Origin of the sequence: Mobiluncus curtisii ATCC 43063 (genome assembly GCF_000196535.1) — a bacterium.
Lineage (GTDB): Bacteria > Actinomycetota > Actinomycetes > Actinomycetales > Actinomycetaceae > Mobiluncus > Mobiluncus curtisii.
Window position 1 is genome coordinate 1,015,605 of record NC_014246.1, and the last position, 20,641, is coordinate 1,036,245.

Sequence of the window (20,641 nt, forward strand, 5' to 3'; positions counted from 1 at the left end):
GGTTGAATCAGTCGGAAAGGTGTGCGCAGTGAGCTTGCTGGGCGTTTTACAGACCGGTGCGGCGTGGACGACGCTCGGTTATGTTCGCCTCAATGGCTTTGTCGCTACCCTGGGTAGCGCCACCACTGCAGATCCGAACAGTCCCAGCCCGACCGGTAACACGAAGTTGGTCGGACCGACTCCGACAGCTCCCGCGACCACTCCTACAGGGAGCGCCCCACCGAGTTCCCCTGCCACTGACGTGGTCACCCCGACCGCGCCTTTTGCCGGTGCGCCTGCCGAGAACCCCATGATGGTATTCCTGCGGTTCATTGTGGGAATCGTGGTGGTGTTCCTGTTGATGTGGTTGTTGTGGCGCTGGGTGAAACGTACGAACCTGGGTGATTACGAGGGACCGGGGTTGCGTTTGGTGTCTCGATTGCAGCTCTCGCGGGTGTCACAAGTCGCGCTCATCGAGATTGGGGGACGGATGTTCCTGGTGGGGGCGGGGGATTCTGCCGTTACTCCAATCGCTGAGATTTATGACACCGAGGAAATGTCTGCGGAACTCAGCGCTGCGGCCGAGGCTTTTCAAGAGCGCGCAAATCAGCCAGTCTCCAGACCTTTCGGGGAGTTGCTGGCGCGGGCGACCAAGCGAGTCGAACACGGAGTGGCGCGCCCCGCTCCAGACCCGGTACGTCGGGACGTTACCGAGACTCGACCCGCGGCACAGAATCGTCCCGCCGTGCAGACTAAACTCGCTAAGTCCTCCCGCCCTGCCCCGGCTCCTGCCCAGGTAAAGCCGAAGTCACAGGTCACCGAGGCGCAGATGGATGCTCTCGCAGCGCAGATTGCCGCCGAATTCGGAGCGAAAGGACCGCGGAAACCTGTCGCGAACGACCCGGCAATCCCCGCGAAAACAGCTGTGACCAAACCCGCAAAGATTACTAAAAAGCCCGCGGCGGAAACTCCCTCTACCACGTCACAGAGTGCCACTACGGGCGGTGAATCCGCATGAGCGAGCTGCTGCTGGCGCAACACGCCGCTTCGGTGGCGGACTTTCAAGCCTATGCCCAGGCGCGTCAGGCGCGTCAAGCACGACGTCAGGCAGCGTTTCGCCAGGCGGTGCGCGAACAGTACCGCACCAGTGCGGCGCGTTGGGAACGCCTGGGGGTCACGCTGACTTTACCTCCCGATTTTACGGTGGATACCCTCGCGCCCGAATACGGCACTGTTGATACCGCTCGCTTGGCTCAGGAAGACCGTGAACGCGTCCGTCGTTCGCGCTATGGTTTCGGGCTGAAGCGTCGGGAACTCAACCCCGCACAGCGCGTGGCTCGTCTGCGTCTGCAGCTGGTCTGGTTCCTGGCGGTTATCGCGGTGTTTGCCATTAATTTTTCGATGCCCCATGCCTCCGCTGACCCTGCCGCTGGGATTACTCCTGTCGCGTCCGCTTCCAGCCAAGCGGCAACCCCCGGCAGCACCGCAATGAGTCAACCAGGACAACCCGCGCTTGTGGGAATCGTAGGAACAATCCAGCCGGGACAAACCAACCCGAATCCGAATCCGGGGGACATCATCGGTCCCACTGACCCCAACGCGCCGGTTAATCCGGAAAAACCGGGCATCCAACTCAACGTCAACGGCTGGGACAAAGCGCCGTCCACTGCGGTGCTGGTGTTCCTGCTGATTACCGTGCTTTCAATCGCGCCGTCACTGCTGCTGATGATGACGTCCTTTACCAAGATTTTCATCGTTTTGGCAATGGCTCGTAACGCCATGGGGCTAAACCAAATCCCGCCAAATCAGGTTATTTCTGGATTGGCGATATTCCTGTCCCTGTTCATCATGAGTCCCACCATCACGTCAATCTGGCAAGATGCGGTGCAACCCTATATGGACGGCAAGATTCAAGTGCAGGACATGTTCAAACTCGCGGAAAAGCCGGTGCGTGAGTTTATGGGACCGCTGACCCGCGAGGAGGACATCGCCCTGATGACCCGCGCCGCGGACCGCCCCAACCCGCCCAGTCTGGAAGAAACCCCCTTTACCACCCTGGTGCCAGCGTTTATGATTTCTGAAGTTCGTTCCGCTTTCATCATCGGGTTTGTGGTGTTTATTCCTTTCTTGGTTATCGACCTGGTCGTCGGTGCTGCCCTCATGAGTATGGGTATGATGATGCTTCCTCCGGTGATGGTTTCCATGCCGTTCAAAGTATTGCTGTTTGTCATGGTTGACGGATGGGGCTTGCTGACCAAGACTTTGATAGGAACGTACCGATGAATTCTTCCGCAGTTTTGGACCTCGCGCTGACCGCCATGTTGATGGGCGCTAAGCTGTCAGCACCCATTTTGATTACTTCCTTGGTCGTGGGTTTTCTGATTTCACTGTTCCAGTCCATCACCCAAATCCAAGAAGTCACACTGACTTTCGTCCCCAAGACCGTCGCTGTGGGGATTGCCCTGTACATTACGGGTTACTGGATGCTGCAAACCCTGGTCACTACCACCGAAGACATGATGGCGCGGATTCCAACCCTGCTTAATTCTTAGGGCGAGGTGTGCCGTGACCGTCAATCTCGCTTTATTCACCGCGTTCGCTCTGGCTAGCGTGCGCGCTACGGTCTTTTTGGCTTTCTGTCCCCCTTTCAATAACCGCGCCATTTCCGGACGTATCAAAGCGATGCTGGGCGCAGCTCTCGGGTTTGCCTGCATGGGACGCATCGGACCCGTAGACCGATCGGACGTGTTCCTGTTTGAGCTGCTGATTCAAGCCCTGATTGGTTTCGCGATGGCGGTAATGGTGCGCATTATCGTCGCGACGCTCCAGATGGCAGGTTCGCTGATTGACTTTGAAGGCGGTTTCGCGATGGCACAAGCTTTCGACCCGCTCACCATGACGAACCAGGCGACTTTTGGGCGGGTCTATGAGCTGTCGGCAATGGCGATGCTCTTTGCCACCAACGGCTACCAGCTGCTGATATTGGGGCTGGCGCGGTCATTTAATGCCATGCCGATAGGTGCTGCCTTTGACATGGGTAACTATGCTGACCGCCTGGTATTTCGTTTCGGAGAACTGATGGTGGCATCCATCGAAATCGCCGGACCGCTGCTGCTGGTACTGTTCCTCACCGACATGGGTCTGGGTTTGTTGACCAAGGTGGCGCCGGCGATGAACGCCTTTACACTGGGCTTCCCCCTGAAGATTATGATGACCGCGTTCACCGCGCCGCTGATTATGGTGGTGATTCCACAGGTCGTGGACAAACTGATGGATAAAGTCATGGTGAGTTTTCAGGGGGTGTTCCAGTGAGCGATTCCGGGGAAAAGACTGAAAAGGCCACTCCGCGAAAACTAAAGAAAGTTCGTGAAGAAGGTGGCCTCCAAAAATCTCAGGATCTGACCGGCTGGATTTCCCTGGCAGCCGGGGCAGCCCTGCTCCCGTCCCTGATAGACACGGCGTTTCAAAATGCGCGCCGCCAGACGATTACCGCGGTCACTTTCACGAAAATCCCCTCCCAGTCCGAACTGGTTGGATACCTGGGCAGTTCCCTGGGAACGATTGTGTGGACGCTGCTGCCGTTTATGCTGGCGATTTTGCTGATTGCGGTGATGGTAAACATCATCCAGGGCAGAGGGGTGTTCCCCTCTGCCAAACACTTGAAACCTAAATTGCAGAACCTGAACTTGGTCAAAGGTATCAAGAAAGTGGTTGGCGTCCAGGCGTTGTGGAACGGGTTAAAAGCACTGCTCAAGACCGTTGCGGTGGGTGTCGTGCTGTACGTGGTGATTTCCGGGGTCACCGAGGTGATGGGGGCAGCGGGGCATATCTCCTTGTGGAATCTGATTGCCTACGGTCAAGGCAAGATGTGGCTGCTCATCTGGGCTTCGGTCATTGCCGGCATCGTAGTGTCCGTTTTGGATGCACTGTTTATCTTTAAAAAGAACCAGAAACAGACCAAGATGTCCAAACAGGAAATCAAGGAGGAATACAAACAGGACGAAGGCGACCCGATGATTAAGTCCCAGCGCCGCTCTCGTGCCATCGCCATGAGCCGCAACCGGATGATTGCCGACGCCGCTAATGCTGACGTAGTGGTAGTGAACCCGACCCACTACGCGGTCGCCCTGAAATACGAAGCGGGACAGGGCGCCCCGAAAGTCTTGGCGAAGGGTGTGGATCACGTGGCAGCGCGGATTCGTGAAGTCGCCCAAGACTCGAAGATTCCCCAGGTAGAGGATGTTTCGTTGGCGCGTACCCTGTACTCTACGGTCGAGGTCGGGGCAGCGATTCCGGAGGAGCTTTATACCGCGGTCGCTCAGGTCCTGGCGTTCGTGTTGATTTTGAAAAAGCGGGGGACGCGTGGGGGAGTTCACAAGATGCCGTCTTACCTGTTTGCGAGGGAGTCCTGACAAAGTGTGTCGTATCCCTAAAAAAGTAGGAAAATCTAATGTAAAAGACCCGTTTGCCGATGTTCGAACGGTAAGATATAGCAGGAATGGAGTCCCTGGCGGTGAGGAGACCGGCACGTGAAGGGCAAGATTGATGCCGCCACAATTTCGAGGCTGATAGTCCCCGTGGGGATTGTCGGCATCGTTATGTTGCTCGTTTTCCCCCTGCAGCCGTGGATGATGGACCTTTTCCTCACCATGTCCATCATGTTGTCCATGATTTCCCTGCTCACCACCATGTTCGTGTCCAAGCCGTTGAATTTTTCGGTGTTTCCGACCTTGGTTTTGGTGCTGACCCTGTTCCGACTGAGTTTGAATATCGCTTCGACCCGACTGATTTTGACGCCCGGATCCGGGGGTGGCTCCGGGAAAGCTGGCAAGGTCATTGAAGCGTTTGGGACTTTCGTGGTCGGCGGTAACTTCGTCGTCGGCATGGTGGTGTTCGTCATCCTGGTCATCATCAACTTTGTGGTCATTACCAACGGCGCGGGGCGTGTCGCGGAAGTGGGGGCGCGTTTCACCTTGGACGCTATGCCCGGTAAACAGATGGCTATCGACGCCGACTTGAACTCCGGACTCATTGATGAAGAAACCGCTCGTGCCCGGCGCGCTGAAATCGCCTCCGAAGCTGACTTCTATGGCGCTATGGACGGTGGTTCCAAGTTCGTCAAAGGCGACGCTATCGCGGGTATTGTCATTACTATCGTCAACCTCATCGCCGGGTTCATCATCGGTATGGTTGTCGAGGGGATGCCGGTTGGTGATTCAATCTCGACATATTCTCAGCTGACGGTCGGTGACGGTCTGGTCTCCCAGATTCCCTCCCTGCTGATGAGCCTGGCGACCGGCGTCATCGTCACGCGTTCCAAGGACTCTCCCGAGGGCGGTATCGGCGGAGACTTTTCCCGTCAGCTGACCCAGTCCTTTGCCGCGCTGTTCATCGCCGGGGTGGCGTGCGTTCTGATGGGAATTATTCCGGCGATGCCAAAAGCCCCGTTCTTTATCATCGGCGCCTTGCTGCTGTATGCCGGGTGGCGTGCGATGGCGAAACTGAAGCAAGTTGAAGCCGAAGAGGAAATCATAGTCGAGGAGGACGACTCCAAGCCTGCCGGCGAAACCCCCGAACAGCTCATTGAACAGATGCGGGTTCCGGCTCTTGAAATCCTCCTCGCTCCCGACCTCATCGACCTGGTGGGCGCGAACACCGATACTGACCTGCTGGCACGAGTGCGCGGTCTGCGCCGCAAAGTGGCACTCGAGTCGGGCTTTGTCCTGCCCCCGGTGCGGACTCGTGATTCCGTAGACCTGCCGGTATCCACCTACGTCATCCGCATGTCCGGGGTGGAAGTCGGTCGTGGCATCGCCCCACCTGGAAAAGTTCTGGCACTGGGCGACATGCTGGATGACCTGCCGGGTGACGTTACCAACGAACCCGTGTTCGGTTTGACCGGTAAATGGATTCCCGTGGAGCTGCGCTACAACGCGGAGCTGGGAGGAGCCACCGTGGTGGATCGAGTCTCCGTGCTGATTACTCACCTGGGGGCGCTGGTCAGCGAGAACGCGGCGCGACTCCTGTCTCGTGAAGACGTGCGAATTCTGGTCGATGGGGTGCGCCAGACGAACCCGAGTGCGGTAGAGGAACTAATTCCGGCGATGCTGTCTCTGGGTGAAGTCCAAGTGGTGCTCCAGGGTCTGCTGGAAGAACAGGTCCCCATCCTGGACCTGCCCCGCATTTTTGAGGCGCTGTCTGTCAAGGGCAAACAAACCACCGAGCCGGAGCAGCTGATTGAAGCAGCTCGGGCGGAGCTGGGTCCCTCGATTGTCGCAAAATATGTGATGGACGGGGTGCTGCGGGTGATTACTTTGGATCCGATTTTTGAGCAGTCTCTGTTGGAGAGCGTGCGTCCCGGCGATGATGGCTCGCAGCTGGCTCTAGATCCGGACCGGATGGAGAATTTCCTGAACCAGACCCGTGAAGTGACCGAGCAGGCAGAGCAAACCGGATTTTCTGTTGTTTTAGTTTGCGCGCCTGTCTTACGCCCAGCGCTGCGAAAACTTGTTAACCTTGGTATAGCGCGCTTGCCGGTGCTGTCATACACCGAAGTGTCGGGCGCAAAAGTAATGATCGAGACGATGGGAACGATAAGTGGCAGCCACGCGATATCTGGTTGAAGGCGATCGCCTTGACGTCCTCATCGGCCAAGTGAAACGCATGGGTCGACGGGTCACCGTGCTCAAAGCGGAAAAAGTCCGTAAGGGCGGTCTGGCCGGGATGTTCGCCAAGGAACATTATGAAGTCCTGGTGGAAGTCGAGGGGGTCGGTGAACCGCCCCAGAGCTTCCGCAACGCTACCGGCACCCCTGCTGCTGCCGCTGCTGCCGCGAGCACTAAACCTAAGCCCATCCACAAGACTCTTTCGGAACAAGCTGATGAGGCTGGCTGGGGACAAAAGAAACAGGCTCCCCCCGGCGCTCGTGAACCTGGCGATACCGCTGCGGTTCCCGCCGCTAAGACTGTGCGAGACGACGACGGCGCGATTTCTCCCACCAAGAAAGACCCCGGACTGGAACACCTGCTTGACGAAGCTCGTTCCCAGCTCAGCTCCAACACCGAAGCTGCCCAAGCCCAGCTGGAAGCCCAAATGGCACAAATGGGAATTGGGGATGCGGCTGCTCTCATCAACGATACAAAGCCAGAATCGGGCATCCCGGCTGTGGCGGGTGAAGCTTCCGCCGTAACCGGTGCAATCGGGTCCCTGACACGACCTGCCAGCGGGGCTTTTGATGCGCGCCTCCAGGGGGCGGCAGCGCCGGGCGCTACGGCGGGACGTATCATCACCTCCACTCCGCGTGTTGCTCCCGGTCCGAAACTGCCAGCAGCAGCGCTGAGTGAACTGGGATTCCCCGCGGAGTTGTTCGCCGGGGTGCCCGGTGGAGAGAAGTTGGCGGAAGCCGTCGCTAACGGCACTGTCGACACCAGCGAAATGGCGTTGAATGATGTGGTCGCAGCGCTGCCCGAACCGGTGCCGCTGCTGGAAAAGCCTGGTTCCACGATTGTGGTGGTGGGTTCCTCCCCGATTTCTCTGTCGATTGTAGAAACCGCGCAACGTTTGGCAGGTCGGCTGGGACAAGATGCCTATTGCGTACTGGGCGGACCAAAGACGACCCTTCCTGGCGAAGCGTTGCGGGCGCGCTCTGGTGAAGAGCTGAAGTCCTTGATGGAGGAACATCCGGGACAGACCTGTGTGTTGGCTCTGGCAGATTCGCTCATTGAAGCGCATCGACGCACCATGGCGAAGCTCATCTCGGTTATTTACGTAGATCAAACCTGGGCGGTAGTCGACGCGCGCAATCCTGCGGATAAAATCGAGAGTTGGATTCGCGGTCTGCCTGACGCGATACGTCCCGATGCCCTGGCGGTTCAGCGTATTTGGGAATCTGACCATCCCGGCGCCCTGTTTGAAGTGGGCATTCCCATCGGCATGTTGGACGGGGTCCCCGCGCGCGGAGAAGCCTGGAAGATGCTGCTGGAAGACATTTTCGCCGGCGCACACTGATTCCCTCGCCAATAAACCGGTGTCTTTACCTCGAATTTTGGCTCTGTTTGGGCGTGAGGTTCCCCTGGATTTTTGGAGCGGGTTGCACGAACGACCGATTTCAACCTGTAAGTCGCGGGCGTGCTGCCCTGAGTTTTTTCAAACTTGCAGGTTAGGGCGATTTTGGTTTTGGCAGGTCGGCACATCGCGCCGTGAAATCGGTGATTCGTGCAAGGCAGGCTGGGTACAGGGACTTCCTCACCAGGGCGTTGCGGCGGTTTTCCCGGAGCGACCCTTTCGCGGGTAAAAGAGTGAGTTTACGGGGTTGTCTCATGTAGAGTAGTTCCGTGTTGGTTTTATCAAGGCGTGTAGGCGAAAAGATTGTCATCGGTGACGGCATCGTAGTTACCGTGGTGGAAGTCCACCGTGATTCGGTGCGTTTGGGTGTGGATGCCCCCCGTTCCGTTCCGGTCAACCGGGCAGAACTGGTCCAGGCTGTTTCTGAAGAAAACCAGGCAGCGATGTCGGGTACCGAAGCCGCTGCTGCCTTGCAGTCCTTGCAATCTATTAAGCCCAAGTCTGGGCAGCCTCTGGATTTGCGCCGACTGATGCGGAGTTCGGCGGCGCTCCCAGGCGCCGCTTCGGCTTCGTCCCAAGCCTCCCCGGTCGTCTCGGCTCGGGTCACCCCGGCGTCGGTCGCACCACAGCAAAAGTCCCCCGCTGCCAAACCGATTCCGAAACCGCACCCGCCGGTGACGAAATAATCGTTGTGGGTTGTTTGTCCGGTCGTGAGAAAATTCCCCCCAAAGCTGGGCAAATCGTCCAAAAGTGCTCTAGAAATAGAGAAATATCGCTGAAAATTTGCTGAATTTGCTAAATAACTCATTTAAATGCGCGAAACTGTTGCGTAGACGGTGCCGCAGGCGCCACTTATTTGGGAGGTCGCTTTATGGGCGAAATGGATGAAATTGTCCGCGAATTCCTGGTCGAGTCCTATGAGAACCTCGATCAACTCGAGCAAGACATGGTGTCTTTGGAATCCGAACCTGGTTCAAAAGAACTCCTGTCTTCAATTTTCCGGACTATTCACACGATTAAAGGCACGTCAGGATTCCTGGCGTTCAACCGGCTTGAAAAGTTAGCCCACCGCGGTGAGAACTTGCTTTCCGAGCTCCGCGACGGCGTACGTGAGATGGATCAAGAGACCGCTGACGTGCTGCTGCTGATGGTAGACCGCATTCGTAACATTATGGGTTCGGTGGAAGAAACCGGTCAAGAGGGCGACGTGGATATTGAATCCGTCATCGCTCAGATTGAAGCTATTCAAGGCAAGACGTCGAGTGCGCCGCTACCGGCTGCCGATGGTATGGCAGGCGAACCGGCTCCGGCTGAGGCTGCTGCCCCGGCTGCGGATGCGCCGGTGGAAGTCCCGTTCTTGACTAATGTTGCTGATGAGAACGGCAACGTAAACTTGGGCGAGGACTTGGCGTCCGCGCCAGCTGCCCCGGCTGCGGATGCCCCGGCGGAAGTCCCGTTCTTGACAAACGTTGCTGACGAAAACGGCAACGTAAACTTGGGTGATGGCGCTGCTGAAGCTGCTGCCCCGGCGCCTGCCGAGACCGCTGCCCCGGCAGCTCAGGCTGCCCCGGCTGCAAAGCCGGAGCCCCCGGCACCGGCAGCTCCGAAGTCCTCGCTGCGCGCTGCCAAGAAGGACGATGCGAAACCGGCAGAACACGGTTCGTCCCGTTCCGCCGCGGACTCTTCCATCCGCGTGGATGTCGACCTGCTGGATGTGTTGATGCGCGAAGTGTCCGAGTTGGTGTTGGTGCGTAACCAAATCGTGCGCCTGACCGATTCGATGACCGACATGAACCTGGTGCAGTCATCCCAGCGTTTGTCTATCGTTGCCACCGAGCTGCAAGAGGGCATTATGAAGACCCGGATGCAGCCCATCGAACACCTCTGGTCCAAGATGCCGCGCGTGGTGCGTGACTTGGCGAAGCAGACTGAAAAGAACGTGCAGCTGGTCATGATTGGCGGGGACACCGAACTGGATCGGTCCCTGCTGGAAGCCATCAAGGACCCGCTGACGCACATGGTGCGTAACGCGGTCGACCACGGGGTGGAATCGCCCGAGGCGCGCAAGGCTGCTGGTAAAGACCCGAAGGGTACCGTCACCCTGAAGGCTTACCACGCCGGTGGTCAGGTTGTAGTTGACATTATCGATGACGGTGCGGGTATCGATCCGGTTGTGGTGGCAAACAAGGCTCTTGACAAGGGTCTGGTCACCCAGCAGCAGCTCGGCGAAATGAGCGACAAGGAAATCTTTAACCTGCTGTTCCTGCCGGGATTCTCGACTGCGAAGAAAGTTTCGAATATCTCCGGTCGTGGGGTCGGCACCGACGTGGTCAAGACTTCCGTAGAGGCTATTGGCGGTACGGTCGATGTGGAATCCGAGTTGGGCAAGGGCTCGACGTGGCGGATGCGCATCCCGCTGACTTTGGCGATTCAGCCTTCTCTGACGGTTGAGTCTCACGGTGAGCTTTACGCCATCCCGCAGGTGTCCCTGCTCGAGTTGGTCGTGCTGGATTCGTCCCGCAAGGAAACCTCCATGGAGTATGTCAACGCCTCGCCGGTGTACCGCCTGCGTGGCATGTTGCTCCCGCTGATTCGCTTGAGCCACGTGCTGCACCCCGAGGAAGCCAGCGACCGCGGTTCCGAAGCCAACGGCGTGATTGCCGTGCTGCAAAACGATGATCAGCGGTTCGGCTTGGTGGTCGACAAGGTCATCAACAACGAAGAAATCGTGGTCAAGCCGCTGTCCTCGAAGCTCAAGTCCATCGGTCTGTACGCGGGCGCGACCCTGCTGGGCGATGGTCGTGTCGCGTTGATTCTGGATATTGGCGCGGTGGCGCGCAAGTCCCTGACTGGCGCGACTACTCAGGCGGCGCAAAAGGCGCAGATGGATGCGGAAGCCGCGCAGGCTCGCAGCTCCGAGATGACCGGTCAGGCTTTGGTGGTCGGGATTGGCGATGGTCGCCGCGTGGCGATTCCGCTGGCTGCCGTTACCCGTTTGGAGCACATCAGCGTCGAGGCAGTGGAGCGCGTGGGTGGTCGCGAGGTTATCCAATACCGGGGTCAGATTCTGCCTATCGTCCGTCTGGATCGCCTGCTCGGGGTCATGGACTACGAAGAGCCGAAGGACTTGCAGGTAGTGGTGTATCGCCGGGGCGAGCGTTCTGTGGCTATGGTGGTTCGCGAGATTCTGGACATCGTCGCGGACGACAAGCGCAAGCACTCCAACATCGAAGATCACGGCTTGCTGGGTTCTGCGGTGTTGAAGGACCGGGTCACCGAGCTGCTGGACGTCGAACAGGCGGTTCGCGCTGCCGACCCGACGTTCTTCGATGAAATCGAAGATTTCAACGCCGAACTCGAGATGAACTCTCGTCTGGATATGGTCGGAGCGTGATGAACGATGACGCAGTACGTAACTTTCCGCTTGGACGGAGCCCTTTACGGCATTGAAGTCAACCAGGTCACCGAGATTCTGCATGGTGAGGACATCACCAACGTGCCGCTCTCGCCGACTGCCATCACCGGTCTGGTGAACCTGCGCGGACAGATTGCCACCCTGATTGACCTGCGCAATCAGCTGCACCTGCCGCCGCGCGAGGATCCCCGCGAAGCCATGATGGTCGTGGTGGTGCTGGACGGTGAGACGCTGTCGCTGATGGTGGATTCAATTGGTGATGTTCGCGAAGTCGACGAGTCTGATTTCGAGGCTCCGCCAGACACACTGGGTCAGGATATGCGCGAACTCATCCTGGGTGCGTACAAGCTGAGCGACGACCTGCTGCTGGTCCTCGATGTCGAGCGCGTGGTCGCTATCGGCGCGGAAGCCCGGGGGTCGTAAATTCGTGCCGTAATCTGAGATTGCTCAATCGGAGGGGGTCACTGCGGTGGCTCCCTCCGATTTGTCTGCACAAGGACGGGTGGCGGCGATATTTTTTCGGGTGCGGCTTTTCCGGTAATCTGTACGTACCCGCGCGCGTTTCGAGTCGGGAACGTCGCAAAGATGGCCGTCCGTTGTTGGGCGAAGAACTGTAAAACCAGTTAACCTTAACAGGGAAGAATACGCAGCTGAGGAGAGAGAATGGCTGGCATTAAAGTCCTCGTGGTGGACGATTCTGTCGTGGTGCGCAAGATTGTTACGGATGCGCTCAACGCTGACCCCAGTCTGGAGGTCGTAGGTACTGCCCCGAACGGCAAACTGGCGCTGATGAAGTGGAAACAGCTAAAGCCTGATGCCATCACGATGGACATAGAAATGCCCGAAATGGACGGTATTGAGGCGGTGCGCGAGCTGCGCAAGATGGGCTGTAAAGACCCCATCATCATGTTCTCCACCCTGACCCAGCGTGGCGCGACCGCGACTTTGGAAGCCCTCTCTGCCGGCGCTACGGACTACGTGACGAAACCGGCTAACCAGGGTTCCGTCCAGCAGTCCATTCAAAGTGTGCGGGAACAGCTGGTTCCTATCATTTTGGGCTTGCTGCCCAGCAAAGTTCGCGCGATTGGGGCGGTCTCTGCCAATTTGTCCCCCGAGGCGCGCGCCAATATTTCTTCCGTGCCGACCATGTTTGCCGGTCCGCTCAAACTCCACGACCGTACGGGTATGCCGGACAAGCCGATTCGTATCGTCATTCTCGGTTCTTCCACCGGCGGTCCCGAAGCTTTGACCAAGGTGATTTCCGGATTGAGCCGTCCCATGCCGATTCCGATGGTCATCACCCAGCACATGCCCCCGGTGTTTACCACCCAGTTGGCGGCGCGTTTGGACAAGCTGACTTCCGCGACGGTGCAGGAGGCTTCGGAAGGCATGATGTTGGCGCCGGGTCACATTTATCTGGCACCGGGCAACTTCCATATGACTTTTGCCGGCAATGCCGGGGCTCCACGCGTGAAATTGACCCAGACCCCGCCGGTAAACTTTTGCCGTCCTTCCGTGGACGTCATGTTTGACTCCGCGGTGAATCTCTATGGCGGAGATATGTTGGCAGTCGTGCTGACTGGCATGGGTCAGGACGGCAAGAACGGCTGTGGCAAGGTTTTGGAAGCAGGAGGACGCACCCTGGTGCAGGACGAACAGACTTCTGTGGTTTGGGGGATGCCGGGGGCGGTAGCTAACGCGGGCTTTGCAGACGAAATCCGACCGCTAGATGAGATTGCCACCCAGATTCAGCGCCACGTCCAGGCTTATGCTCCGGAGGCCAGACGATGAGCCTGACCCGCCAAACATTTGATTATGTGGCGGGATTGGTAAAGCAACGCAGTGCTATCCAACTTCCCGCCGGAAAGGAATACCTGGTGGAATCCAGGCTGGTTCCTTTGGCACGGGAAGCCGGATTTACTGGCGAAACTGCGGTGGACAAGTGGATTCAACAGGTTATCGCGACCCACCGGGCTGGGGACCTGCAAGATATTGCGGAAGCACTGACCACCAACGAAACCTCGTTTTTCCGTGATGTCACCCCGTTTAAGGGCTTGACCGAATCCGTGATTCCCGGCTTGGCTGAGGCTGGTCACCGTAACCTCTCGATTTGGTCCGCGGCTTGTTCCACCGGTCAGGAGCCATATTCCATTGCGATGAGTTTGCTGGAAATGCCACAGGCGCCGAATTTTTCCATTGTCGCCACGGATATTTCTCGGGCAGTGTTAGCTAAAGCGAAACAGGGTTTCTATACTCAACTGGAGGTAAACCGCGGTCTGCCGGCGCCTATGCTGGTGCGTTACTTTGCTCGTGAGGGCGCCAACTGGGTCATTAGCCCGTCGCTGCGGTCGCGGATTAATTTCCAGGAACACAATCTGTTGTCGACCCCGCCCAAGGGTGGTCCTTTCCATATTGTGTTCATCCGTAACGTTTTGATTTATTTTGATATCAACACGAAGCGTGAGGTCTTGCGTCGCGTGGCGCACTCGATGGTGCCCGGTGGCTACCTGTTCTTGGGGGCGGCGGAAACCACCATGGGGATGGATCCGGTATGGGAGCGTGTGACCTTGACGAGTGGCGCGGTCTATAAGTTGAAAGGGGCCGGGAAATGAAAGCATTAATCGTTGACGACTCCCGTGCTATGCGTAAAATCATCGGCGGTATCCTGCGCCGGGAAGGATTTGAAGTCCTGGAGGCCAACAATGGGGAACAGGCTATGAAAATCTTGCATGACCCCGCCACGGGACGTGTCGATTTGGCGACAATCGACTGGAATATGCCGGTGATGAACGGGCTGGAACTGGTGGTCAATATCCGCGCAGAAAAGGAACTGCGCAATATCACGTTGATGATGGTGACCACCGAGTCGGAGCACTCGCAGATTGTGCGTGCCTTGGCGGCGGGGGCGCACGAGTATCTCATCAAGCCTTTCACTCCCGAAGCCGTCAACGAAAAGCTCATGCTGTTGGGGTTGGGGACTTGAGGAACTGTCAGACCCTGCGGGACGGTCGGTGAAACCAAATGCCCGGAGTCTGTCGTCAGTAAGGAACACGAGGAGAGCAAAATGGACCAGGAAATTCGCGAGGCGGTGTTGAACATTGCGAACGACGTTTTCTATGCCCTGATTGATAAACGCGAAGGCACTGTGAGGGAATGGACCGAAGAAATCGAGCCTTTTCAGGATCCGATTTATGCTTGGATAGAATCTCAAGGGGATAAGCAGCTGCGTGTCATGCTAGCGATGGAAGACTCCACAGCCAAGGACCTGACCAGAGCCATGTACCTCCTGGGCGAAACTGATGAAGTGACCGAAGAGGACCAGCGGGACGCTTTTGGAGAAATCGTCAATGTGATTGGCGGAAATATGAAATCAATCGTGGAAGATTCCGGAAACCTGGTTCTTCCCAAAGTTGAAAAAGAAAAACCGACTGACCAGGATTCACCTTTAGTTAGCGTAAACCTCAACTGGAAAGGCAAATTCCTGGTAGTCTCGATAAGTGACCTTAATACCCCGCGAGACGCGGCTTAAGGGTGAACACGGAGGTAATCGATGCGTATTATTGTTGCCGACGATTCGCGAGTGATGCGACAAATCGTGGTGCGTACCCTGCGCCAGGCGGGATTCGACTGGGAAGTCATGGAGGCCGAGGACGGCGCTCAGGCTTTGCAGTTGGCGCTGTCAGAATCCCCTGACTTGGTGCTGTCTGACTGGAATATGCCAAATATGCTGGGTATTGAGATGCTGCAGCAGCTGCGGGCGACGGGGTCAAAGATTCCGGTCGGGTTTGTGACTTCCGAGGGTTCCCCTCAGATGCGGGAAATCGCACAACAGGCGGGTGCGAACTTCCTGATTCAAAAGCCTTTTGATGCCGCCACCTTCAAGTCAATTTTAGGAGCGTTCAACCGATGAGTGCCACCCCTTTGCCTACCGCGAAAGAGATTCGCGACCTGTTTGAAATGCTGTTAGGACGCAGCGTTGAGGTTTCGCCGGACTACGAAATTCTCAAGCCGGATGAGGAATTCGGCTGCTGCGTGGCGTTCTTTAACGATGCGATGAATAACGTCTGTGCCGCCTGCATTATGGACCTGGATTTGTGTGCCTATGCCGGTGCTGCCCTGCAGCTGATTCCCGCTGCGGGGGCACAAGACGAAATCAACAACGGCACCTTGTCGGACAGCTACATTGAGAATGTCTACGAAATCCTCAACATTTTCTCGGGTCTGTTGAACAAGGACGATGCCCCTCACGTCACCATCGGTTTGATGTACACTCCCGGCGAGGAACTGCCCGGTAACGAGTACAAGATGGTTACCTCGTATGTGGAGCGTCGCGATTCTGTCCTCGACATCGAAGGTTACGGCAAGGGTCGCTTCGGCGTCATGTGCTTTAACTAGCGATTTCCCGCTGGGGGTTTAGCCCAGCTGATTCTTTTTACGTTTTTCCCCCGGCTGCGTGCCGGGGGAAAAACGTTTTAACCTGCAATGCCCTAGTTGCGCCAAGACATTAATAAGTTTTATTCCGGGTTCAGGGTGTGCGTGGATTATAGGGTGAATATAGGGCAGTAGCTGCCAATAATGGCAGCTACTGCCCAAATCCCACCTTATATTCACACCCCAGCACGTATCCTCCGGTACTTCCGACCAGTTATCCCCGGATTTTGCCGGCGTTTACCGACTCGCTGTCTGCGCTCGCGGCAGAATCGAGCTATCCGAACCCTTGCAGGGTGGTTTGAGGGCGTTGGCGCTTGTGTGAAAGAATGAACGCATGGCTGAACTTGTAGCTCCAGATTATGTTCCCAGCGACGTTCTCGAGCACCCGGTGACTGAGATTCCAGACATTCCAGGGTGGAAAAAGGCGGCAGCAGGCAAAGTCCGGGAAATCTTTATTCCCGAAGACGCTGCCGGAATCGCTACCGCGGATCGTTTGATGTTAGTGGCGACCGACCGGATTTCAGCTTATGACTTTATCCTCGATACCCCCATTCCCGGCAAGGGAGCGGTGTTGACCCAACTGTCTCGCTGGTGGTTTAACCAGCTAAACGGCTTGGTGGACACGCACTATTTGGGCGTTGACGTGCCGGCAGAGGTAGCGGGACGAGCGATGATTACCCGGCGACTGGAGATGTATCCGGTCGAGTGCGTGGCTCGTGGATATCTGACCGGTTCAGGATTAGTGGAATACAAGCAATCTGGTGGGGTGTGCGGCATTGCCCTGCCGCCGGGGCTGCGGGAAGCCTCGAAACTGTCCGAGCCGATTTTCACCCCCGCAATTAAGGCTGAACTGGGCGAACATGATGAAAATGTGTCCGCTGCCCGCATCGCCCAACTGCACGGACGGGCGGTGGCAAAAAACCTCATGGATTTGACGTTGCTGGTGTATCGCAAAGCTGCCGAGATCGCGGCGGAACGCGGGATCATCCTGGCTGACACCAAGTTTGAATTCGGCGCGTTGCCGGGACATTACGTTCACGGCGACACCGTCAGCGACGGATCTGCCTCTTTTGTGCTGGGAGACGAAGTCATCACCCCGGATTCCTCGCGCTTCTGGCCCGCCGACGCTTGGGTGGAGGGGCAGGTCACCCCCAGTTTCGATAAGCAGTACGTGCGAGACTGGTTGACAAGCCCCCAGTCGGGTTGGGATCGTCACGGCAGTGCCAAACCGCCAGCTTTGCCACCCGAGGTGGTCCAGCGCACCACCGAACGCTACCTCGAGGCGTACCGGATTCTGACCGGTCAACCTCTCATCTAAACTTTGAAACGCTTGCCGGAACCCCGGAAAGCCCCTATCCACGGAAAAGGAACAAAAATGGGAAAAATCGTTGTTGAGGTTATGGTGAAACCAGAGATTCTCGACCCGCAGGGCAAAGCCATTAAAGGCTCGTTAGCTCGCCTGGGAATCGAAAACTTTGTGGACGTGCGTCAGGGCAAACGCTTCACCTTGGACACCGCTGGTGATGTCACCGAAGCGGACCTTGAGGCGGCACGTCAGGCGGCACAGACCCTGCTGTCCAACCCGATTATCGAGGACGTTGTGGCTGTCAAAGCCGTCACGGAGGACCAAGCATGAGTGCAAAAGTTGGGGTCGTGACGTTTCCGGGGACCCTCGATGACCAAGACGCGCGCCGGGCGGTGCGGTTGGCAGGCGCCACGCCGGTGCAGCTGTGGCACCAGGATGCAGACTTGCACGAGGTTGACGCCATCGTCTTGGCAGGCGGGTTTTCGTACGGGGACTATTTGCGCTGTGGCGCGATTGCCCGTTTCGCTCCGGTGATGGAGTCTATCGTCGAGGCTGCTGGTCGGGGTATGCCAGTACTGGGGATTTGTAACGGGTTCCAGGTGTTGACTGAGGCGCATTTGCTGGATGGCGCCCTGATGCGTAACGAGCATAAAAAGTTCATTTGCCGCGACCAGGTGTTGCGGGTCGAAAACAATCACACAGCATGGACCAGCGAATTTATCGAGGGCGAAGAAATCCTCATTCCGCTGAAAAACGGGGAGGGCAATTTCCGGGCTGACCCGCACACCGTGGAACGCCTCGAGGGCGAAGGTCAGGTCGTGTTCCGCTATGCCGGTCCGCTGGGTAACCCCAACGGTTCGCTAAACGACATCGCCGGGATTACCAATGCAAAAGGGAACGTGGTCGGCTTGATGCCCCACCCGGAGCACGCTGTGGAGCCGGGTTTCGGTCCCACTCCCGGCTCGCACAACCGCGCCGGAACTGACGGTCTTAAGTTCTTTACTTCCGCGATTAACGCGGTGCTGGTCTAAACGAAAGCCCAGGTTGAAGAACCGCGACTGACCGTACCGCCCACCCAAAACTACTGAAGGAACCATTCATGACGACTTATGACACCGTTGAAAATGCTGCACAGACCCCCGATGAGCCGCAAGATTACCGGGCATTGGGGCTGAAAGATGATGAATATGCCCACATCAAAGAGATTCTGGGACGCCGCCCTACCGCGGCGGAGCTGGCGATGTATTCCGTCATGTGGTCCGAGCACTGCTCGTATAAATCCTCAAAGAAGCATTTGAAGGAACAATTCGGCGCGAAAACCACTCCGGAAATGAAGAAAAATCTGCTGGTGGGTATGGGGCAAAACGCCGGGGTGGTCGACATCGGGGACGGCTACGCGGTGACGTTTAAAGTCGAGTCGCACAACCATCCGTCTTTTGTCGAACCGTATCAGGGCGCTGCCACCGGGGTAGGTGGCATCGTGCGCGACATCATGGCGATGGGGGCGTGCCCGGTTGCGGTCATGGACCAGCTGCGTTTCGGCGCGGTGGACCACCCCGATACGGCTCGCGTGGTGCATGGCGTGGTTGCTGGCGTGGGTGGCTACGGAAATTGCCTGGGGCTGCCCAATATCGGCGGCGAGACTGAGTTTGACCCCAGCTATCAAGGAAACCCGCTGGTCAACGCCTTGTGCTTGGGGGTGCTGCGGCATGGGGACATTCACTTGGCGAACGCGACCGGGGTGGGTAACCACGTGGTGCTGTTCGGGGCACGCACCGGCGGTGACGGTATCGGCGGGGCATCCATCCTCGCGTCCGAGTCGTTCGAGGACGGGATGCCCGCAAAGCGTCCCAGCGTCCAGGTCGGCGACCCGTTCATGGAAAAAGTCTTGATTGAATGCTGTTTACAGCTGTTTAAAGCCGGCGTGGTAGAGGCGATTCAAGACCTCGGAGCGGCGGGGATTTCCTGCGCCACGTCCGAGCTGGCAGCAAACGGAGACTCGGGTATGCACGTGGACCTAGAGAAAGTCCTGTTGCGTGACCCGACCTTGACCGCTGGGGAAATCCTCATGAGCGAGTCTCAAGAGCGCATGATGGCGATTGTTTCAGAATCGCACCTCAGCGAGTTTGTGGACATTGTCCGCAGGTGGGATGTGGAATATGCTGTGATTGGCGAGGTCACCGGGGACGGGCGTTTGACGGTGGATCACCACGGTCAGCGCATTGTGGACGTGGACCCGAAAACGGTTGCCATTGATTCTCCCGTCTACGACCGCCCTTATGCGAAACCGTCTTGGCAAGACGCGCTGAACGCGAACACGGTGTTGGAAGCGATGGCGCGCGACGAGTTGGCGATGCCGGGGGACACCGACCCGGAGAAACTGCGCCAAGAAATCCTTGACGTGTGTGTGACCAGCCCGAACGAGGCAGCAAAGAATTGGGTGACGGACCAATACGACCGGTTCGTGCGCGGCAACACCGCTCTGTCTCAGCCGGATGATGCCGGGGTCGTTCGCGTGGTCGAAGAGACTGGGCGCGGGGTGGCGCTGGCTACGGATGCGAACGGGTGGTACACCAAGTTGAATCCTTATGCTGGGGCGCAGCAGGCGCTGGCGGAGGCTTACCGCAATGTGTGCGTGGTCGGGGCGCGCCCGATGGCGATTACCGACTGCCTGAACTTCGGCAACCCGGAGGATTCGGACGCCATGTGGCAGCTGGTGACGGCGATGACGGGTTTGGCAGACGGCTGCGCCACGCTGAAAGTGCCCGTGACCGGCGGTAACGTTTCGCTGTATAACTCGTCCGGGGACACGATGGGTCAGCCGGATTCTTCTATCAACCCGACCCCGGTGGTGGGTATGCTGGGGCTGATGGATTCGGTGACGCGGGTGGCGCCTGCCGGTTTTGTGGGGCAAGGGCAACAGCTTTTGCTGCTCGGCGCCAAAACTGCCGCGGAGCTGGACGGGTCGGCGTGGGCGCGATTCCACGGGCACTTCGGCGGGCAACCGCCGGTGGTGGATTTTGCCGCGGAACAGGCGCTGGGTGAAGTGCTGATTGCTGGCGCGACCAGCGAGGCTCACCTCGGAGCGCATGACCTGTCTAACGGCGGTTTGGCACAGGCCGTGGTAGATATGGCGTGCCGTTTTGAAATCGGGGCGCGCCTGGACTTGCGTCAGCTTGAGGCCGAAACGGGGCTGGGCGCGACGGCGCTGCTGTTCAGTGAGACGCAGGCACGAGCCGTGGTTTGTGTTCGCACGAGCCAGGTTGACGAGGTGTGTCGCAACGCAGCAGCGGCGGGCATCGGTGTGTGGCGGATTGGCGAAAGTGGCGGGCATGACCTGTCGATTACTTTCTCGCAGGGTGAAGTGAGCTTCGCGGTGAAAGACTTGGTTCACGCCAGCACCCAGGTCTTGCCCGATTTGTTCGAATAACCCTCGCGTAGAGGTA

The 20,641-nt window shown here is 57.8% G+C and carries 20 protein-coding genes; all 20 read left to right on the top strand.

Annotated features, from left to right (window positions below):
* Positions 1-28: 28 nt before the first annotated feature.
* The 20 genes from HMPREF0573_RS04330 (at position 29) to purL (ending at position 20,625) form a co-directional block, all read left to right on the top strand.
* Entirely contained in the window at positions 29-997 is a 969-nt protein-coding gene (locus HMPREF0573_RS04330) for a flagellar biosynthetic protein FliO (RefSeq protein ID WP_013189008.1), read from the top strand.
* Positions 994-2,262, top strand: coding sequence for a flagellar type III secretion system pore protein FliP (gene fliP / locus HMPREF0573_RS04335; RefSeq protein ID WP_013189009.1), 1,269 nt, complete (start codon positions 994-996; stop codon positions 2,260-2,262). Before HMPREF0573_RS04330 ends, fliP begins: the two co-directional genes overlap by 4 nt.
* Positions 2,259-2,531 carry a flagellar biosynthetic protein FliQ gene (locus HMPREF0573_RS04340; protein ID WP_004007560.1) on the top strand — a complete coding sequence of 91 codons (273 nt, stop codon included), beginning with the start codon at positions 2,259-2,261 and terminating at the stop codon, positions 2,529-2,531. Before fliP ends, HMPREF0573_RS04340 begins: the two co-directional genes overlap by 4 nt.
* Before the next feature lie 13 nt (positions 2,532-2,544).
* On the top strand, positions 2,545-3,291 hold the full coding sequence (locus HMPREF0573_RS04345; RefSeq protein WP_004007559.1) for a flagellar biosynthetic protein FliR: 747 nt from the start codon (positions 2,545-2,547) through the stop codon (positions 3,289-3,291).
* A complete protein-coding gene (locus HMPREF0573_RS04350; protein WP_004011279.1) occupies positions 3,288-4,391 on the top strand; it encodes an EscU/YscU/HrcU family type III secretion system export apparatus switch protein in 1,104 nt (367 codons plus the stop codon). Before HMPREF0573_RS04345 ends, HMPREF0573_RS04350 begins: the two co-directional genes overlap by 4 nt.
* A 117-nt stretch (positions 4,392-4,508) precedes the next feature.
* Positions 4,509-6,602, top strand: a complete 2,094-nt coding sequence (gene flhA, locus HMPREF0573_RS04355) for a flagellar biosynthesis protein FlhA (protein WP_004007557.1) — start codon at positions 4,509-4,511, stop codon at positions 6,600-6,602.
* Positions 6,577-7,986 (top strand): hypothetical protein, encoded by a 1,410-nt coding sequence (locus HMPREF0573_RS04360; protein WP_013189010.1) that lies wholly within the window; start codon positions 6,577-6,579, stop codon positions 7,984-7,986. The genes flhA and HMPREF0573_RS04360 overlap by 26 nt, the downstream gene beginning before the upstream one ends.
* 326 nt (positions 7,987-8,312) lie before the next feature.
* The gene (csrA, locus tag HMPREF0573_RS10140) at positions 8,313-8,729 is read left to right on the top strand and encodes a carbon storage regulator CsrA (RefSeq protein WP_004011277.1); all 417 of its coding nucleotides are present in this window, start codon (positions 8,313-8,315) and stop codon (positions 8,727-8,729) included.
* 185 nt (positions 8,730-8,914) lie between these two features.
* The gene (locus HMPREF0573_RS04370; RefSeq protein ID WP_013189011.1) at positions 8,915-11,437 is read left to right on the top strand and encodes a chemotaxis protein CheA; all 2,523 of its coding nucleotides are present in this window, start codon (positions 8,915-8,917) and stop codon (positions 11,435-11,437) included.
* A gap of 6 nt (positions 11,438-11,443) precedes the next feature.
* The gene (locus tag HMPREF0573_RS04375; protein ID WP_004007552.1) at positions 11,444-11,881 is read left to right on the top strand and encodes a chemotaxis protein CheW; all 438 of its coding nucleotides are present in this window, start codon (positions 11,444-11,446) and stop codon (positions 11,879-11,881) included.
* A 240-nt stretch (positions 11,882-12,121) separates the two neighbouring features.
* Positions 12,122-13,249, top strand: coding sequence for a protein-glutamate methylesterase/protein-glutamine glutaminase (locus tag HMPREF0573_RS04380; RefSeq protein WP_004007551.1), 1,128 nt, complete (start codon positions 12,122-12,124; stop codon positions 13,247-13,249).
* Entirely contained in the window at positions 13,246-14,070 is an 825-nt protein-coding gene (locus tag HMPREF0573_RS04385) for a CheR family methyltransferase (RefSeq protein WP_004007550.1), read from the top strand. Before HMPREF0573_RS04380 ends, HMPREF0573_RS04385 begins: the two co-directional genes overlap by 4 nt.
* Positions 14,067-14,441, top strand: coding sequence for a response regulator (locus HMPREF0573_RS04390; RefSeq protein WP_013189012.1), 375 nt, complete (start codon positions 14,067-14,069; stop codon positions 14,439-14,441). Before HMPREF0573_RS04385 ends, HMPREF0573_RS04390 begins: the two co-directional genes overlap by 4 nt.
* An 81-nt stretch (positions 14,442-14,522) precedes the next feature.
* The gene (locus HMPREF0573_RS04395; protein ID WP_004007548.1) at positions 14,523-14,987 is read left to right on the top strand and encodes a chemotaxis protein CheX; all 465 of its coding nucleotides are present in this window, start codon (positions 14,523-14,525) and stop codon (positions 14,985-14,987) included.
* A 21-nt stretch (positions 14,988-15,008) separates the two neighbouring features.
* On the top strand, positions 15,009-15,368 hold the full coding sequence (locus HMPREF0573_RS04400; RefSeq protein ID WP_004007547.1) for a response regulator: 360 nt from the start codon (positions 15,009-15,011) through the stop codon (positions 15,366-15,368).
* The gene (locus HMPREF0573_RS04405) at positions 15,365-15,853 is read left to right on the top strand and encodes a hypothetical protein (protein ID WP_004007546.1); all 489 of its coding nucleotides are present in this window, start codon (positions 15,365-15,367) and stop codon (positions 15,851-15,853) included. The genes HMPREF0573_RS04400 and HMPREF0573_RS04405 overlap by 4 nt, the downstream gene beginning before the upstream one ends.
* A gap of 370 nt (positions 15,854-16,223) precedes the next feature.
* Positions 16,224-17,207, top strand: a complete 984-nt coding sequence (locus HMPREF0573_RS04410) for a phosphoribosylaminoimidazolesuccinocarboxamide synthase (RefSeq protein ID WP_004007545.1) — start codon at positions 16,224-16,226, stop codon at positions 17,205-17,207.
* Positions 17,208-17,264: 57 nt separating this feature from the next.
* Positions 17,265-17,525 (top strand): phosphoribosylformylglycinamidine synthase subunit PurS, encoded by a 261-nt coding sequence (gene purS / locus HMPREF0573_RS04415; RefSeq protein WP_004007544.1) that lies wholly within the window; start codon positions 17,265-17,267, stop codon positions 17,523-17,525.
* Positions 17,522-18,226 (top strand): phosphoribosylformylglycinamidine synthase subunit PurQ, encoded by a 705-nt coding sequence (gene purQ / locus HMPREF0573_RS04420; protein WP_013189013.1) that lies wholly within the window; start codon positions 17,522-17,524, stop codon positions 18,224-18,226. The genes purS and purQ overlap by 4 nt, the downstream gene beginning before the upstream one ends.
* A gap of 68 nt (positions 18,227-18,294) precedes the next feature.
* Positions 18,295-20,625: a phosphoribosylformylglycinamidine synthase subunit PurL gene (gene purL, locus HMPREF0573_RS04425; protein WP_004011275.1), complete on the top strand. Its 2,331-nt coding sequence runs from the start codon at positions 18,295-18,297 to the stop codon at positions 20,623-20,625.
* The last annotated feature ends 16 nt before the right edge of the window (positions 20,626-20,641 follow it).